General features: G+C 72.3%; 14 protein-coding genes. 4 read left to right on the top strand and 10 right to left on the bottom strand.

Features of this window, described 5'->3' with window-relative positions; translation table 11 throughout:
* A partial coding sequence (locus ACWCXH_RS38580; RefSeq protein ID WP_449806186.1) for an aggregation-promoting factor C-terminal-like domain-containing protein occupies nt 1-192 on the top strand: 192 nt, incomplete at its 5' end.
* Nucleotides 193-399: 207 nt separating this feature from the next.
* Here ACWCXH_RS38580 and ACWCXH_RS38575 read toward each other — a convergent pair.
* Nucleotides 400-918, bottom strand: coding sequence for an SgcJ/EcaC family oxidoreductase (locus ACWCXH_RS38575; RefSeq protein WP_449806185.1), 519 nt, complete (start codon nt 916-918; stop codon nt 400-402).
* Nucleotides 919-1,041: 123 nt separating this feature from the next.
* Nucleotides 1,042-1,956 (bottom strand): COG4705 family protein, encoded by a 915-nt coding sequence (locus ACWCXH_RS38570; RefSeq protein ID WP_449806184.1) that lies wholly within the window; start codon nt 1,954-1,956, stop codon nt 1,042-1,044.
* Between the two features lie 244 nt (nt 1,957-2,200).
* Between ACWCXH_RS38570 and ACWCXH_RS38565 the strand changes: the two genes are divergently transcribed.
* On the top strand, nt 2,201-2,506 hold the full coding sequence (locus ACWCXH_RS38565; protein ID WP_449806183.1) for a YciI family protein: 306 nt from the start codon (nt 2,201-2,203) through the stop codon (nt 2,504-2,506).
* A 95-nt stretch (nt 2,507-2,601) separates the two neighbouring features.
* Here ACWCXH_RS38565 and ACWCXH_RS38560 read toward each other — a convergent pair whose 3' ends face one another.
* The 4 genes from ACWCXH_RS38560 to ACWCXH_RS38545 all read right to left on the bottom strand — a co-directional run bounded on the left by ACWCXH_RS38560 (nt 2,602) and on the right by ACWCXH_RS38545 (nt 8,541).
* Complete coding sequence (locus ACWCXH_RS38560) at nt 2,602-3,693, bottom strand: PP2C family protein-serine/threonine phosphatase (protein ID WP_449806182.1); 1,092 nt, start codon at nt 3,691-3,693, stop codon at nt 2,602-2,604.
* A 255-nt stretch (nt 3,694-3,948) separates the two neighbouring features.
* Entirely contained in the window at nt 3,949-6,531 is a 2,583-nt protein-coding gene (locus tag ACWCXH_RS38555) for a SpoIIE family protein phosphatase (RefSeq protein ID WP_449806181.1), read from the bottom strand.
* A 221-nt stretch (nt 6,532-6,752) separates the two neighbouring features.
* Nucleotides 6,753-8,195: an NADP-dependent phosphogluconate dehydrogenase gene (gene gndA, locus ACWCXH_RS38550; protein WP_449806180.1), complete on the bottom strand. Its 1,443-nt coding sequence runs from the start codon at nt 8,193-8,195 to the stop codon at nt 6,753-6,755.
* Nucleotides 8,196-8,277: 82 nt separating this feature from the next.
* The gene (locus ACWCXH_RS38545) at nt 8,278-8,541 is read right to left on the bottom strand and encodes a co-chaperone GroES (protein WP_449806179.1); all 264 of its coding nucleotides are present in this window, start codon (nt 8,539-8,541) and stop codon (nt 8,278-8,280) included.
* A 386-nt stretch (nt 8,542-8,927) separates the two neighbouring features.
* On the opposite strand from ACWCXH_RS38545, the gene ACWCXH_RS38540 reads away from it, so the two are divergent.
* Nucleotides 8,928-9,398, top strand: coding sequence for a hypothetical protein (locus ACWCXH_RS38540; RefSeq protein ID WP_449806178.1), 471 nt, complete (start codon nt 8,928-8,930; stop codon nt 9,396-9,398).
* A 299-nt stretch (nt 9,399-9,697) separates the two neighbouring features.
* On the top strand, nt 9,698-11,695 hold the full coding sequence (locus ACWCXH_RS38535) for an NHL repeat-containing protein (protein WP_449806177.1): 1,998 nt from the start codon (nt 9,698-9,700) through the stop codon (nt 11,693-11,695).
* A 68-nt stretch (nt 11,696-11,763) separates the two neighbouring features.
* Here the strand turns inward: ACWCXH_RS38535 and ACWCXH_RS38530 are convergent, their stop codons facing one another.
* From ACWCXH_RS38530 to ACWCXH_RS38515, 4 genes are all read right to left on the bottom strand, one after another.
* A complete protein-coding gene (locus ACWCXH_RS38530; RefSeq protein WP_449806176.1) occupies nt 11,764-12,576 on the bottom strand; it encodes a zf-HC2 domain-containing protein in 813 nt (270 codons plus the stop codon).
* Nucleotides 12,573-13,133 carry a sigma-70 family RNA polymerase sigma factor gene (locus ACWCXH_RS38525; RefSeq protein ID WP_449806175.1) on the bottom strand — a complete coding sequence of 187 codons (561 nt, stop codon included), beginning with the start codon at nt 13,131-13,133 and terminating at the stop codon, nt 12,573-12,575. The genes ACWCXH_RS38530 and ACWCXH_RS38525 overlap by 4 nt, the downstream gene beginning before the upstream one ends.
* Nucleotides 13,134-13,189: 56 nt before the next feature.
* A complete protein-coding gene (locus ACWCXH_RS38520) occupies nt 13,190-14,200 on the bottom strand; it encodes a DUF1996 domain-containing protein (RefSeq protein ID WP_449806174.1) in 1,011 nt (336 codons plus the stop codon).
* Nucleotides 14,201-14,275: 75 nt separating this feature from the next.
* Entirely contained in the window at nt 14,276-14,902 is a 627-nt protein-coding gene (locus tag ACWCXH_RS38515) for a hypothetical protein (protein ID WP_449806173.1), read from the bottom strand.
* Nucleotides 14,903-15,546 lie beyond the last annotated feature (644 nt).

The following is a 15,546-nucleotide window of genomic DNA, read 5'->3' as shown; positions in this document are numbered from 1 at the left end:
ACGGCGACCAACCCGAGCTCGGGCTCCTACGGTCTGGGCCAGGCGCTGCCGGCCTCCAAGATGGCCTCGGCCGGTGCGGACTGGAAGACCAGCGCCTCCACCCAGATCAAGTGGGCGCTGGACTACATGAACTCCCGCTACGGCAGCCCGAACGCCGCCTGGGCGTTCTGGCAGACCCACCACTGGTACTGAGCCGACCATTCACTGAGCCGATCATTCGGCTTCCCCTTGTCCGGGGTTCGGACAGGGGGATCGGGGTGACCCACGAGGGCCCGTGCCCGCGCAGCCGCGCGGACACGGGCCCTCGCACTGCTCCCCGGCCGCCCGGACATCCGGTCCGAACCCAGCGCGACCGTCGCGCATCCGCCGCCGACCGGGGGGACTTGACGGGTAGCCGGATCAGCCCGAAGAAGGCAGGACCGAGGAATGGTGGTTGAGGATCAGCCACTTGCCTCCGTGCAGCTCGTAGACGAAGGTGTAGCGGGCGTTGACCGTGGACTTGCTGCCGTTCTTGTCGGTCAGCGTGAACTGGTAGAGGCCCGTGTCGACGGCGTTCGTGCCGTCCAGGACGGTGATGAACCGCTCCTGGATCTTCCCGACGGGCTTGCTCGTCAGGAATTTCGTGAAGTAGTCGACGATTTCGGCGCGACTGGTGCAGATGTCGGAGACGGTCGGCAGCAACACGGCACCGGGAGCGTAGAGGTCCGCGACACGGTTCGGGTCGCCGGTGGCCAAAGCCGCGTTCCAGTTGTCGAACAGGGCTGCGATCTGCTGTTCGGTGGGGAGTTGGGTGGTACTCACCACGACACTGCGCGTAGCGGAAAGCTGAGCGCCGCTTGCGGTTGCGTACGTCGCCCCCGTTCCCGTGAACAGAACGGCGGCGGTAAGGGCGACCGCTGCACAGTACTTGCGTCTCATGAGCACCTCCTGTGTCGCCGGTGGTCCATCAGACGGATACGCCCAGCGTCTCTCGGCGGAGATGCCCGTGCACCTTGAAGCGGCGGGGAGGCGACCGCGTACCGGTCCGAGCAGCACATTCGGCTAAGTGTCGATCGGTTCACTGTCCGTCAACGGCGTCCCCGGTCGGACCAGGGCTCCGTTGGGGCGCTGAGGCCGTCCGGTGTGCCGGTCCACGGGAACCGGCAGTGGGGCCAGGGGGTGGCGGTGGATGTGCCAGGTCTGGTAGGCGACCAGGGCCAGGAGCAGGGCGCTCAGCGCTGCGCTGCCGCCCGCCGTGCCCCAGCCCAGGCCGCCCTGGGCCGCAGGCTTGGTCAGCGCGTCGCCGCCGGCCGCGCCCAGGGGGCGAGTGAGGATGAACGCCGGCCAGAACAGCACCATCTGATGGACCGACGTCAGGTAGTACGCGGCCACGATCAGCGCCATGATGCCCGCGATGACCACGAAGGCGTTGCGAAAGCCCAGGCCGGTGTCGTCCGAGAGCCAGTCTCCGCTCGAGGTGCCCAGGGTGTTGGAGACCAGGATCGCGATCCAGTACAGGATCTCGCCGGTGCGGCTGGAGATGTTCTCCACGTCGTACGTCTGCCCGGTGCGCCACCACACGAGGAAGACCAGCGCCAGCAGGGCGGTGAGGAGCATGGCGCCGGAGGCGTAGCCGATGCCGTCGGGGGCGCTGCCGTGGCCGAATCCGCGGTTGAGGAAGTCGGACACCTCGGTGCCGACCAGGCTCGTGCCCAGCACCACCGACCAGTACAGCGCCGGGTGGAACCGCTTCGCCCGCACCTGGGCCACGACGACGACCAGGAAGAACGCGAGAAAGAGGAACGCGGTGGTGACGTAGCCGAGTTGGAAGCTGATGCCGAGCAGGTCTCCGGCGGACTCTCCGAGAGTCACGGCGACCGTCTTGAGCATCCAGAACAGCACCGTCACCTGCGGGAGTTTGCGCAGCACCATGGTCATGCCGTCCAGCGGTGCGTGTGCGCGAGTGTTCGAGGCCATCCCTGTCGTCCGTTCGTCGGCCACCAGCAGCGGGCGCGCCATCGTGCAGGCGCCGGCGGGTCCGCCGGGCCGTTTCCGGCCGGTGGCGGCCGATCGCCACTCGAAGGAGCTGCTCGGGAGGCCTGAATGGACTGTCGGCTTCCGGGCTCCTCCGAGGGCCTGGGGGCCGATACGGGCCCGGGGCGGTGATCGGCGTCACTGCCCCTGTGTGACCGGTCGATTACCTGGCGCTATGATGTTGATCATGTACATTCTTGAGCTGACCTACATCGCGCCGCTCGAGCGCATCGAAGCGGCCCACCCCGAGCACGTTGCCTGGCTCGACTCGCACTACGAATCCGGCGTCTTCATCGCATCGGGCCCCAAGGACCCCCGCGATGGTGCGGTCATCGTGGCGGTCGGTGTCGACCGGGCGCAGATCGAGGACATCACCAAGAACGACCCGTACTCGGTGGCGGGGCTGGCCGAGTACACCATCACGAACTTCCTCGCGATGAGGACGTCGCCGGCGCTGGAGGAGTACCGGCACCAACGGCCGGCGCCCCGGTAGTTGCCCGAACCGCCCCGGTAGTCGCCCGGGCCGTGCTCCACGCGGTGGTGACGCCCGGGGAGGGGTGTGGGGCCCGGATGGAGTCGACGGACCGGTCACCGCTCCCGGCGGACGGCGAGCAGGGCCGCGTCGTCCGTCAGCCCGGAGCCGACGTACGCCCGCACGTCCAGGAGCAGCTCGTCCAGCAGGGCGTCCGGCTCCCCATGCGGCAGGGTGGCCAGGCGCTGGGCGAGCGGGTAGAACCGGCTCGCCGCGTCCCGGGCCTCGGACACGCCGTCCGTGTAGAGCAGCAGCAGGTCGCCGCGGTCGAAGGCGAGCGACTCGGTGTGGTAGTCCCCGCCGACCAGGCCGAGCAGCGCCAGTGGGGGAGTCCCGACGGACGGTTCCACCGTGCTGACCCGACCGTCATGGCAAAGCAGTGGCGGCGGGTGCCCGCAGTTGACCACGACCGCCGGTCCCGGTGTGTCGGGGATGCCGACCAGAACCGCCGTGACGAACTCCTCGCTCGCCGGACGACGGGCGAGCGCCGAGTCCAGCCGCCTGGCCACCTCCGCCAGATCCGGCTCGGCCCGCGCGGCCTCCCGGAACACCCCCAGCACGTCGGCTGCGGTCTCCACCGCGGCCAAGCCCTTGCCGCACACGTCGCCGAGGAACAACCGCACCCCGTACGGGGTCGGCATCACCTCGTACAGATCCCCGCCGATCCGTGCCTCGGCCTCCGCCGCCACATAGCGCACCGCGACCACCAGCGGCCCCATCCGCCGGGGCACCAGGCGCAGCAGGGCACGCTGCGCGGCCTCGGCGACCGTGTGGACCCTGGCCAGCTCCCGCTCCTGGGCGGTCACCACCACGACGTTGGCGCAGCTGAAGAAGGTGACCACGACCACCGTGGCCGCCGCGGTCGCCATCACGACCGCGGGCACGTCGGCGTCGTAGGCCGCCATGCCGACGACGATCGCGCCGGCGACCACCCCGGCCGTCAGCGGGACCGTGGCCCGGCGGGCACCCACACCGGCCAGTACGGGCAGGGCGGCGAGTACCGGCGCGAACGTGACACCGGGCCCGCTGGCGAAATCCAGCGCCACCGCGGCCGCGACCAGCACGTAGCCACCGATCGTGACCCGGCGCGACCACCTGGGCAGGAACCGCGGCGAACGCCACGCCGTCGTGTTCGAGACATCAGCCACCGGACTGCCCTTCTGTCCCGCTCGCCCCCACAGCCGTCGTTTCCCCCACTCCACAGTTAAGCGCCTCTCCCGTCCTGGATCGACCGGCAGCGCCACATCAACACCTCCGGCCTGCCCGATGCGGCCCGCGCCCCGGAGCCGGACGAGTACGACGTGGGCGCGTGGATGCGGCGCCGGCGCAAGGCCGCCGCACCTCGGCGGGTACGCCCGCCTTGCGGACGGGGACACCGGTCGGCGGGGCGCCGGTCGCGGTCGTCAGCCCTCGGCGGACAGGACCTGCTCGGTCCAGATGGTCTTGCCGTCCTCGGTGTAGCGGGTGCCCCAGCGCCCGGTGATCTGGGCGATGATGTACAGGCCGCGCCCGCCCTCGTCGTCCCGGGCGGCCTGGCGCAGGTGCGGCGAGGTGTGCCCGGTGTCGGAGACCTCGCAGATCAGGCTGCGGTCCCGGATCAGCCGGACCCGGACCGGCCCGGGGGCGTACCGGATCGCGTTGGTGACCAGCTCGCTGACGATCAGCTCGGTGGTGAACACGAGCTCCGCCAGGTCCCATTCGTCCAGCCGTCCGCTGACCATGCGACGTGCCTGGGCGACCGCCGCCGGGTCGGGCGCCAGCTCCCAGTCGGCGACCTGTCCGGTGTCGAGCCGGCGGGTGCGGACCAGCAGCAGGACGGCGTCGTCGTCCACCGGCCCGGGCAGCAGGGTCGCCAGTGCCTCGTCGCACAGGCTCTCCAGCGGCCGGCGGAGCCCGGCCAGCGTCTCGGCGAGCCCGCGCCGGCCGTCGACGGCCTGCACCAGGCCGTCCGTGTACAGGGCGATCAGGCTGCCGGCCGGCAGGTCCAGCTCGGCGCGCTGGAACGGCGGGCCGCCCTGCCCCAGCGGCCGCCCGGCCGGCAGCTCCGCGTAGCGGACGCCGTCCGTCGGGTCGGCCACGGCGGGCGGCGCGTGGCCGGCCCGGGCCAGGCTGCACCGGCCGTCGACCGGGTCGTACACCGCGTACAGGCAGGTCACGCCGCCGCTGCGCGGGCTGCCCGGGCCGTCCTCCTCGCGCACCACGTCGTCCAGGTGGGCGAGCAGCTCGTCCGGATCCAGGTCCAGCCGGGCCAGCACCCGGATGCCGGCCCGCAGCCGGCCCATCGCGGCGGCGGCCCGCAGGCCGTGGCCGAGGACCTCGCCGACCACCAGGCCGACCCGGCTGCCGGACAGCGGGATGACGTCGTACCAGTCCCCGCCCACCCCGGAGCGGGTGTCGGCCGGCAGGTAGCGGCTGGCGGACTCGACCGCGCTCAGCACCGGCAGCCGGTGCGGCAGCAGGCTGCGTTGCAGCCGCAGCGCCGCGGTGTGCTCCCGGGTGACCACCGGCATCAGCGCCGCGCCGATCAGCAGCGCGCCCAGCCCCAGGACGGTCACCCCGCCGACCCGGCCGAGCAGCGGCAGCCGCACGGAGGTCGAGCCGTAGCCGGGGGCGGCGTAGACGTGGAAGGCGGCGTAGCAGAACAGGAACAGCATGATCAGCCCGCCGATCCCGGGCAGTACGCCCTTGAACAGCAGGTCCCGGCGGCTGCGGGTGAGCACCCGGCGGTAGTACCAGACGCAGGCGAAGCCGGTCAGGCCGTAGTAGAAGGCGATCGCCAGGCCCACCGAGCCGATGGAGTCGGCCAGCACGTTGTGGCTGACCGAGGTGAGCAGCACCAGGAAGGCGATCGACACCAGCCCCATGCCGACGGTCGACCAGGTCGGGGTCAGGAACCGGCGGTGCAGCCGGGCGAAGCGGGACGGCACGGCCTTGTGCGCGGCCATCGAGAAGACGGTGCGGGCGGACGGCAGGATGGTGGTCTGGGTGGAGGCGACCGCCGAGATCAGCACCATCAGGATCAGCAGTTTGGTGAGTGCGTGGCCGAGCCCGGCGGTGCCGAACACCGCCCCGCCGAGGGCGGAGAGCACGTCTCCGGAGTTGTCCGGGTTGGCCAGCCCGATGCCCGTGGTGCCGACCCCGGCGAAGGCCTGCGCCGAGGTGGCGACCAGACCGTAGATGACCAGCAGCAGCACGGTGGACAGCACGGCGGCCCGTCCGGGGGTGTGCCGGCTGTCCGCGGTCTCCTCGTTGACGGTGAGCGCGGTGTCCCACCCCCAGTAGATGAACACCGCGGCGAGCACCCCGGTGGTCAGCGCCTGGGCGGAGGGGACGTTCAGCGGATTGAACCAGGAGGCGGAGACGTGCGTCGCGGTCGGCGGGCCGCCGGTGTAGACCTTGACGAGGGCGGTGACGGCGAGAAGCAGCAGGACCGCGACCTCCAGGCAGAGCAGGCAGCGCTGGATGACCGCCGACACCTCGATGCCCACGTAGCAGACCGCCGTCATCAGGGCGAGCCAGACCACCCCGGCCACGGTGGTCCACACCTGGTTGGTCGCGAGCGACTCCAGTCCGACCAGCCGGAAGCCGTAGATGCCGGCGATCTCGGCCAGGTTCGCCATCGCGATCACGTCGGCGACGATCAGGCCCCAGCCGCCCATCCAGCCGGCCCGTGGGCCGAACGCGCGGGTGGCCCAGGTGAAGGTCGTCCCGCAGTCGGCGTCGACGGCGTTCAGCTCCCGGTAGGCGTACGCGATCAGCAGCATCGGCACGAACGCCAGCATGGTGATGATCGGGGCCTGCAGTCCCACCCCGGCCACGATCACTCCGAGCGTCGCCGCCAGGCTGTACGCCGGCGCGGTCGAGGACATCCCGATCGCCACCGACGAGAACAGCCCCAGGGCGCCCGACCTGAGCCCCTTCTCACCGGCGCCGGGCCCGGGTGCGAGCGGCGTGGCGGGCTCGGCGGGGCGAGGGGAACTCTTCACACCAGTTACCAACTCCGCGTCTCGCGGCGGCAAGCCTTGCGATCACCATTCTCCCCGCCCGCCGGGAGGGCCGCCAGACAGGCTCGCCCGCAGCGAACCGGCGTGATCCGGCGTGATCCGGGAAGGCTTGCCGGCCGATGACGGCCACCTGCTGTGGATGATCCTGGGTTCGGATGTACAACGGCGGCTTCGCGGTCTTCGCGTGCGCCTCGCCCGCCCTCTCACTGTTCCTCCGGGCGGCCCCCGGCCTCCCAGCGGGTGTGGAAGGTCCCGTCCCGGTCGACCCGGCGGTAGGTGTGCGCGCCGAAGAAGTCCCGCTGTCCCTGCACCAGTGCGGCCGGAAGACGCTCCGCCCGCAGGCTGTCGTAGTAGGCGAGCGCGGTTGCGAAGCCGGGGGCGGGCACCCCCAGTTGGGCCGCCACCGAGACGACCCGTCGCCAGGCCGACTGCGCGGAGCCGAGCGACTCCCGGAAGTGCGCGTCGGTCAGCAGCGTGGGACGCTCCCGCTCCGCCTCGTACGCGGCCCGGATCCGGTCCAGGAACCGGGCCCTGATGATGCAACCGCCGCGCCAGATCGCGGCCATCTCACCGGGGTCGATCTGCCAGGAGTACTCCGCGCTGCCGGCCTGGATCTGGTGGAAGCCCTGGGCGTAGGCCACCATCTTGGAGGCGTACAGGGCCTGCTCGACGTCGTCCGCGAACCGGTCCGCCGCCGCGCTGTCGAGCCACGTCTCGGTGGGGCCGGGCAGCCCCCGTCCGGCCTGCCGGAGCGGCACGCTGCCGGACAGCGCCCGGGCGAAGACCGCCTCGGCGATCCCGCTCACGGGCACGCCGAGCTCCAACGCGCTCTGGACCGTCCAGCGGCCGGTGCCCTTCTGCTCGGCCCGGTCCAGCACGACGTCGACGAACGGCTTCCCGGTCGCCGCATCGGTGTGGGCGAGGATCTCGGCGGTGATCTCGATCAGGTAGGACTCCAGGCGCCCGGCGTTCCAGGTCCGGAAGACCTCGGCGATCGCGTCGGGCTGCAGTCCCGCTCCGTGCCGCAGCAGGTCGTACGCCTCGGCGATGAGCTGCATGTCGGCGTACTCGATCCCGTTGTGGACCATCTTGACGAAGTGACCGGCGCCGTCCGGTCCGACATGGGTGCAGCAGGGCTTGCCGTCGACCTTGGCCGCGATGTCCTCCAGCAACGGTCCCAGGACCCGGTAGGCCTCCGGCGTACCGCCGGGCATGATGCTCGGCCCCTCCAGCGCGCCCTGCTCGCCACCGGAGATCCCGCTGCCCACGAAGTGCAGTCCGCGTTCCCGCAGCGCCGCCTCCCGCCTCCTGGTGTCGAGGAAGTGCGCGTTCCCGCCGTCCACCACCACGTCGCCCGCGTCGAGCAGCGGCACCAGCTCGTCGATGACCGCATCGGTCGCCGCCCCGGCCTTGACCATGATCACGATCAGACGGGGGCGTTCCAGGGCCGCGACGAACCCCTCCGTGGTCCCGGCGGCCACGAACTCGCCCTCGTGCCCGAACTCCTCCAGCAGCGCCGTGGTCCGCGCCTGCGTGCGGTTGTGCACGGCCACGCGGTATCCGTGGCGGGCGAAGTTCCTGGCCAGGTTGCGGCCCATCACGGCCAGTCCGGTGACGCCGATCCGGGCGGGTGACTGCTCGGTCAAGGCGGGGATCTCCAAAGGTCTCGGGGCCTGGGGCGGCCGGGAGCGAAGACGTCGGGTGCCGGGTGCGCCCGTCGCCCTGTCCCTACTCCGCGAAGAGCGCGAGGACCTCGTCCTCGGGAAGCTCGACGTACTCCTGCCCCTCCACCTCGATCTCCGATCCGGAGAGCCTGTTGAAGAGGATCTTCTCGCCGACCTTGACGTCCACCGGGTGCGGCTTGCCGCTCGCCAGCTGCCGGCCGGGTCCTACCGCCACCACCTCGCCCTTCCACCTCTCCGGGTCCTGCGGGGTCGGGCCCCCGAGCGGCTTGACGATCAGGTGATCGTGCTTCGGGCGGAAGTCGGGCATGGCATGGTCCTCTCACGTAGGCATCCGCGGCGCAGCCGGGACCGTCCCCCCACGCATCGATTCTGCCGAGGTTCGGCGTTTCCGCACCCGGACGGAAGCGGGGCACGGGAGAACGGGACCCGGCACGAGCCGCAGGCCGGGACGAGCGGGTCCGGCGTGTCGCTGCCGATCCGCGTACGTGCCCGCGCCATCGGTTGTCCGGAGTCCACGCGGCGTGTCGTTCCCGTTCCCGGCCGCTGCCGTCCGTGCCCGCGGTCGGCTGCTGCTGTTCTGGTCCGCGGTGACGCTGTGTGAGGCCGGCGTCAGCTGTTCGGCTCAACAGCGGAGGTGGTTCGGAACCGAAGCGCTCATGGTTGACACATGGTTGTTCACCTGGGAGGACGAGCGTGACGCTCAGTGAGACCGAGTTGCTCGCGGCCGACGACAGCCGGCTGGAGGAACTCTTCCGTGCGAGCCCGCCCGGTGACATTCCCGACGGTCCGATGGAGGGCACCGCCATCATCGGCGCGGGCACGGGCGTGACCCGACCGATCGCCGCGTTGGTACGTCTGGCCATGTGGCGGGGAAAGGTCTTCGACCGCGCCGGCGGGTACCTGAGCAATCGGATGTCCTCACTGGACGTGCTCGCCATCCTCGCCCTCGTCACGGTGGGACCGAGTCTGCTGGACGGCGAGGAGTGCATCGTCATCGACTACTCCAGAACATCCCTCGTCGCTCGCTGTGTGCGCGATGAGCTCCGTCAGGTGGGCCCGGACCTGTATCTGGGCGTGATCTGGCTGCTGGGAGCCAAGATCGGCTGGTTCTCGCTGAGGACGCCGCAAGCAGGCGGCAACAAGCAGCAGAAGACGAACGCATGACCACCCCGATCCACCGGGCAGCCCTTCCAGGCCGGCGCGGCCGCAGGAACATCCCGACCGGCTGACACGCCCGCCGAGGTCGACACGCGCATCCGTGCACCTCCGAACACCCGTCACGCACGAGAGGCCCTGCAAAGCCCGCCTCGAACCGCTCATCGCCGCCGCGGCGCGCCGTCGCACAGGGCTTCGGCCGACCGGTGGCACGGTGCACCGGCGCCCTGTACGCCGATCGGGCGCGCTCCGGCGACGGCCACGACCCGGCCGGACCCCGGCAGCTCTGATCGAAAGGACCCACGACCATGACCGCCCCCGTCCTGCGCGCTCGCAGGTCAGCACTCGGCACTTCCCGCGGTGGACGAAGGTGGACCGCAGCCGTCTCGGCCACCGCGGCGGCCTCGCTCGTCGCCGCGCTGACCTCATGCAGCGCCGCTTCGGACGCCCCCGCCGCCACACCGGCCATCCTGGCGGGCACGGTCACCGGGGCGGGCAGCGCGCTGCCCGGGGCCCAGGTGACGCTCCTCGCCGGATCGCGCCAGGGAACCAGGGAACTGGGCCGCGCCACGACCGACGCGACCGGCTCGTTCAAGATCTCCTACGCCCAGTCGACGGACGGGGTGCTGTACGTCGAGGCCGCACCCCCGGACACGCCCGGGCTCCGGCTGCGCTCCGTCGTCGCCGTCGGCGCCGGCGGCGGCGTCCCCCAGCGGACCCTGAACGCGGTGACGGTCAACGAACTCACCACCGTCGCCGCCACCTACGCCCTGGCCCAGTTCAGCGACCAGCACGGCATCGCCGGCCCGAGCCCCGGGCTGCAGAACGCCGCCGCGACATCCTTCAACCTCGCCGATCCGGCCACCGGCAAGCCGGGCGGGGTCGTCACGAACAAGGACAACGGCACCAACAACGAGACCCTCGCCACCCTCGGCACGCTCGCCAACCTGGTCTCGCTCTGCGCGACGCCGAACGCCGCGCACTGCGCGGACGTGTTCCGGCTCGCCACGCCGCCCGGCGGCGCCACCCCGGACGACACGGTGCAGGCGGTCCTCGACCTCGTCCACAACCCGACACTCTCCCCGGCCGAGCTCTACGCCCTGGCGCAGACGTCGAACGTCTTCTCTCCCGCGCTCACCGCGGCCCCCACGTCCTGGATCCTGGCACTGCGCTACACCGACACCGGCCTCTACGCCCCCGGCCGCATAGCGTTCGACGCCAAGGGGAACGCCTGGGCGACCAACAACTGGCAGGCCGGCACCAGGGACCCGAGCCCCTACGTCACCGTGCTCGATCCGGTCGGCCACCCCACCCTTGGGAGTCCCGTCAGCGGCGGCGGCATGAAGGCCGGGGCGTGGGGCATCGCGATCGACCATGACGGCTCCGCCTGGGTGCCCAGCTACGGGGGCGACGCGATCTCCGAGTACTCGGCCACCGGAACCCCGCTGTCGCCCGACACGGGCTGGAAGAACGGAAGCCCCGATCACCCACAGGGCGTCGCCGTCGACCAGAAGGGCAATGTGTGGATCGCCAACTTCTACGGCATCAAAGGCGCACCCGGCCAGGGCAGTGTGATCGTCTACCCGCACGGCGACCCGTCGAAGGCGATCACGATCACCGGGGGAGGCCTCGACCATCCGTTCGCCGTCCAGATCGACGGCCAGGGCCGGGCCTGGGTCACCAACGCCCGCCTCAGCGGCGCCAAACTCAACGAGACGCGCGTGGCCGATTCCAACGTCGAGTTCGGCGGAGGCGTCACCGTCATCGGCCCCGACTTCAAACCGACCGCGTTCTCGCCCGTCAAGAGCGACACGTTCAGTTGGCCCCTGGGGCTTGCCATCGATTCCAGGAACAACGTCTGGGTACCCGACTTCGTCAGCAACACCGTCACCGAGATCCGGCCCGACGGAACCATCGCCGGTGAGCACAAGCTGCCGATCACGGTCGGCCCCTGGTCCGTGGCCGTGGACGGGTCCGACCGCGTGTGGGTCGCCGGCTTCGGCGTCCCGTCCCTCTGGCTGCTGTGCGGTGAGAACACCGCCGCCTGCCCGCAGGGCACCTCCACCGGTACGTTCCTGTCCCCTTCCCAGGGGTTCCGCAGCGCGGCGATCCAGCACCTCACGGCAGTGCAGCTCGACCAGTCCGGCAACGTCTGGCTGGCCAACAACTGGTCGCAGATCCTCCCGCCGACCGGTGGCGTAGGACTGGTGGAGCTCATCGGACTCGCCACGCCGGTCTGCACACCCCTCACCCCGCTGCCGATGCGACCGTCCTCGGCGACCGCGACCGCCTGCCCGAAGCAGTGAACCGCCGTGGGGGCCACCATCCCCGCGACGGTGGCCCCCACGGCATGTCCGGCGCCGGCGGCGCAGCCCTACACCGGGACCGTCACGAAGGTCTGCCCGGACTCGTTCACGACCGACACGGACACCACGTCCTGCGGCGCGACGATGGCCGAACCATCCAACGTGGTACCGGACTTGGCGCCGATGGCGGAGACCAGCCAACTGCCCGCGTCCACCGCGGCCCCACCCCTGCCGTTGACCACCAGGTGGCAGCGCTGGCCGGCCGGGACACCGGTGACCGCCGCGTTCACCCGCACCCAGCCCATCGCCGGGGTCACCGTCAGCGTCATCCGGGCGCCCGTGGCCGGATCCGTCACCGAGCCGGTCCTGGTCCCGGCAGGAGGCGGGGTGGCGGCGGCGGTGCTCGGCGCCGGGCCGGCGGCCACCGGCGATGCGGCATCGGTGCCGCGGCCCAGCGCGATCCCGAGGACCAGCGCCGCGGCCGCCGCGACCGCCGCGACCGCGCCGATCCGGGCCCGGCGCCGGCGCAGCGCCGAGCCGCGCTCCGTCCGGGCCCGCCGCAGGGTGCGCTGCAGCAGCAGGTCGCCGCCCTCGGGCGGACCGTCCACGAGCAGTTCGGGCGGCACCTCGCCCAGGGCGGTCTCCAGCTCCCGCAACTCGCTCACCTCCTGACGGCAGACCGGGCAGTCGGCCAGGTGCCGCCCGACCGACGCCGCCTCGCCCGGATCGAGCGCGCCCAGCACGTAGGCGCCGACGAGCTGCGCGCTCCGGTCGTGCGGCGTCGCGCCCCCGCCGTTCACGCTCGTGCCGTCCGTGTCCATGCCGCCCGTGTCCATGCCGCCCGTGTCCATGCCGCCCGTGTTCGCGTCGTGCGTGGTCACACCGACACCTCCTGCCATGTCCCCGTCCTGCCGGTGTACGAGCGTTTGAGCGCCCGGAGCGCGTAGTGCGCGCGGGACTTGACCGTCCCGGCCGGCACCCCCAGCTGCTCCGCGGCCTCGGTGACCGACAGCCGCTGGAAGTAGATCGAGCGCAGCACCTCGCGGTGCTCGGGCGAGAGCCGCTCCAGCGCCTGCGACATCACCAGCGCCTCCACCACGCCCTCGGCGTGGTCGTGCTCGACCGGCACGGTGGCCGTCTCCTCGGAGACCTCCGCCACCTCGGCCGGCCGGGCGGCCCGGGCCCGGAACCGGTCGGTGATCAGGTTGCGCTCCACGGTCAGCAGCCAGCCGCGCACCGACCCGCGGGCCTCGGTCAGCGCCTCGGGGTTGCGCCAGGCCCGGATCAGCGTCTCCTGGACGGCGTCCTCGGCCGCCGCGCGGTCGCCGGTCAGCCGGACGGCATAGGCGAGCAGCGCGCCGCCGTGCTGCTCGTAGAGCGTCCGGATCAGTGCCTCGTCGGCGGCGTCCTGCCGCGCGCCCGGTCGTGTCCTCGCCATCCGCCATCCTCCGTCGTCGGGTGCCACGTCCAGCACGTACGCGGGGGCCGTCCGGTTCAACCGGATGCCCGGCAGCTGCGGTTCTCGTTCAGACAGGCCACCACGTCGGCCGACTGCCGGTCGGTCATCAGACCGATGAACACCGCGTGGTCGGTGAGCGGGCTGTGGTGCTGCTCGGGGAAGGCGTCCAGGGCGAAGGCCCGGGGCGGCGGCGGGCGGTAGCCGACGGTCACCCGCAGGTGCGGGATCGGGAAGGTGTCGTGCGGGCAGACGCCGGCGGCGGACGGGAACCGCACGTGGGAGCGGTGGCCGGGACTGTCCGTGCTGCGCCCGTCCCAGCAGCTGGGGAAGTCCAGGGTGCGGGTGAGCAGGCTCCCGGCGGGGCAGAGCGGGTAGCGGTCGGTGGTGGTGCGGCCGGCGAAGCCCGTACAGCCCCAGCGGGCGCCGGCGTCCGCACCGCCGTCGGTGGCGGCGGTCGGGTCGCCCTCCAGGAGCCGCAGGAAGCGCGGCATCGGCACGACCTTGCTCCACGGGTTGCCGAGGTACTCGACGGTGACCGTTTCGGGGGCGAGGATCTCGCCGGTGTTGCCGTGCGGCTCCTCGGACGCCCCGGCGGCGGTGTGCGGCGCCGCGCCGTCGTGGTCGGTGCGGCGGAGCACCGGCCAGTAGTACGTCGAGCGGTCGCCGTCGGTGCAGGTGGTCGCGGCGGCGGCGAGGCTGTCGTCGGTGGAGTCCGCGTCCGTGGAGAGGTTGCCGACGTAGTCGTGCACGTGGTGGGCGCCGCCCACCGTCCCGGGCGAGACCACCACGTTGTCCGCGTTGCGGTGCCCCTCCTGGTTGCGCCCGCAGTCCTGCGCGTACGAGCCGGTGGAGGCGTCCGGGCCGGCGGCCGGCGGGACGGGTGCGGCCACGGCCACCGCGGCGATGCCGATGAATCCGGCCGCCGGTTCCGGCCCGGACGCCCGGAACCGGACCACCAGCAGCGACAGCCCCAGGGCGAGGCAGAGCAGGACGCCGACCGGGAGCGCGGCGCCCCCCATCCGGCGGTGATCGCGGTCCTGGTGCACCGCGACAGTCTGGGCGACGGGCCGCCGCGCGGGCAAGGCGGCCCCGGCCGCCCCGCCGCCGCGAGGGGCAGGGTGTCAGTAGCCCCCGGAGTAGCCGCTGCCCTGCGACGCGGCGGACGACGGGGCCTGAGAGGGCGTCTGGGCGGGCGCCTGTGCGGGCGTGCCCGGCGCCTTCTTCCCCTCGGGCGTGCTCGCGAACCAGGTGCCGCCGACGCCCTGCCCGTTGGTCTGCCCCGCCGCGGTGTCCCCGGCGAAGCGGTAGAGCGGCCAGCCGTTGAGGGTGACCTGCTTCGTCCCGTCCGGCCGGGTCACGCTGCCGACCAGGGCGGAGTCGACCCCGGTGACCTGAACCGAGTCCTGGGCGGTGAGCGGCGGCCACTTCGTCGCGCAGGCGTCGGTGCAGGTGCTCGCGGACGGCTTGGCGGTGTCCTTGTCGAAGCGGTACAGGGTCCGGCCGGCGGAGTCGGTGACGATCGGGCCGAGCGCAGCCGACTTCACGGCGACGACCCGGACCCCGGCGGAGTCACCGGCCGCGGGAGCGGACGCCGTGGCCACCGGGGCGGCGGCGGTCGACGGGGCGTTCTTGCCGTACCCGTCGGCCGTGTCGGGCCCACAGGCGGTGGCGGCGAGCGCGAGCACGGCGATACCGGAGACGGCGAGCAGGCGGCGCGCGGCGAAGGCGGGAACGGTGAACGTGGGCATGGCGAACTCCCCCTGGGGAACTGGCGGTTGACGGTCCGGGCGGTGGTGGCCCGTGCACACCCTTCACACGGATCCGCGGCGGGAACGGTTCAACGCCGCCGGAAATACTTTTCGACCGACAACCACAACGCCGGCCAGTGGATGCGCCGCCGGCACAACGCCACCGACCCGACCGACGACCAGAACGCCCACCGCGACGCCCTGCCCGCAGCGCCCTCCGGATCCGCGACGCCGTCGTGGAACAGCCCGTCCTCGTCGTCCGCCCGCGCGCACCGGCCGTCAGGGTGCCGTTGCCGTGTCGGTGGGGTGTGGTGGGTGTGGTGGCGGTCTCAATGGTGGCGGTCTGGTGGTGACTCGGTGTGGTGGGGGGTGGGGCGGTCGGTGATGTTGCCGGGTTCCGTGTGGTGAGTGCGCTCACACGTGATGGGGGTGCACGATGACGGGTAGTGGTGTCCGTTTTGCACCATTTTGGGACTGTTTGGTGGGTGGTTGGGGGGTGTTTGCGCAGGCCGGGAGGGGTCGGCGGGGGCCGGCGTGCTCCGGGTGGGTCGTCTGCGGGAGCGGTGCGGGTCTTCCCGGCTACGACCGCGGATCGTAGCGAGGGGTCTTGGCGGGCGCCGGTCCGGTCTGGCAACTTGGCATTC

This window comes from Kitasatospora sp. NPDC001660, from assembly GCF_053596725.1.
The sequence above is the reverse complement of the archived record's forward strand: the minus strand, read 5'-3'. Positions and strand labels throughout refer to the sequence as shown.

What these genes read in the sequence shown, in the direction of transcription:
- ACWCXH_RS38575 (WP_449806185.1), bottom strand. Translation starts at nt 918, where the DNA reads ATGAGACGCAAGTACTGTGCAGCGGTCGCCCTTACCGCCGCCGTTCTG.
- ACWCXH_RS38570 (WP_449806184.1), bottom strand. Translation starts at nt 1,956, where the DNA reads ATGGCCTCGAACACTCGCGCACACGCACCGCTGGACGGCATGACCATG.
- ACWCXH_RS38565 (WP_449806183.1), top strand. Translation starts at nt 2,201, where the DNA reads ATGTACATTCTTGAGCTGACCTACATCGCGCCGCTCGAGCGCATCGAA.
- ACWCXH_RS38545 (WP_449806179.1), bottom strand. Translation starts at nt 8,541, where the DNA reads ATGCCCGACTTCCGCCCGAAGCACGATCACCTGATCGTCAAGCCGCTC.
- ACWCXH_RS38535 (WP_449806177.1), top strand. Translation starts at nt 9,698, where the DNA reads ATGACCGCCCCCGTCCTGCGCGCTCGCAGGTCAGCACTCGGCACTTCC.
- ACWCXH_RS38525 (WP_449806175.1), bottom strand. Translation starts at nt 13,133, where the DNA reads ATGGCGAGGACACGACCGGGCGCGCGGCAGGACGCCGCCGACGAGGCA.
- ACWCXH_RS38515 (WP_449806173.1), bottom strand. Translation starts at nt 14,902, where the DNA reads ATGCCCACGTTCACCGTTCCCGCCTTCGCCGCGCGCCGCCTGCTCGCC.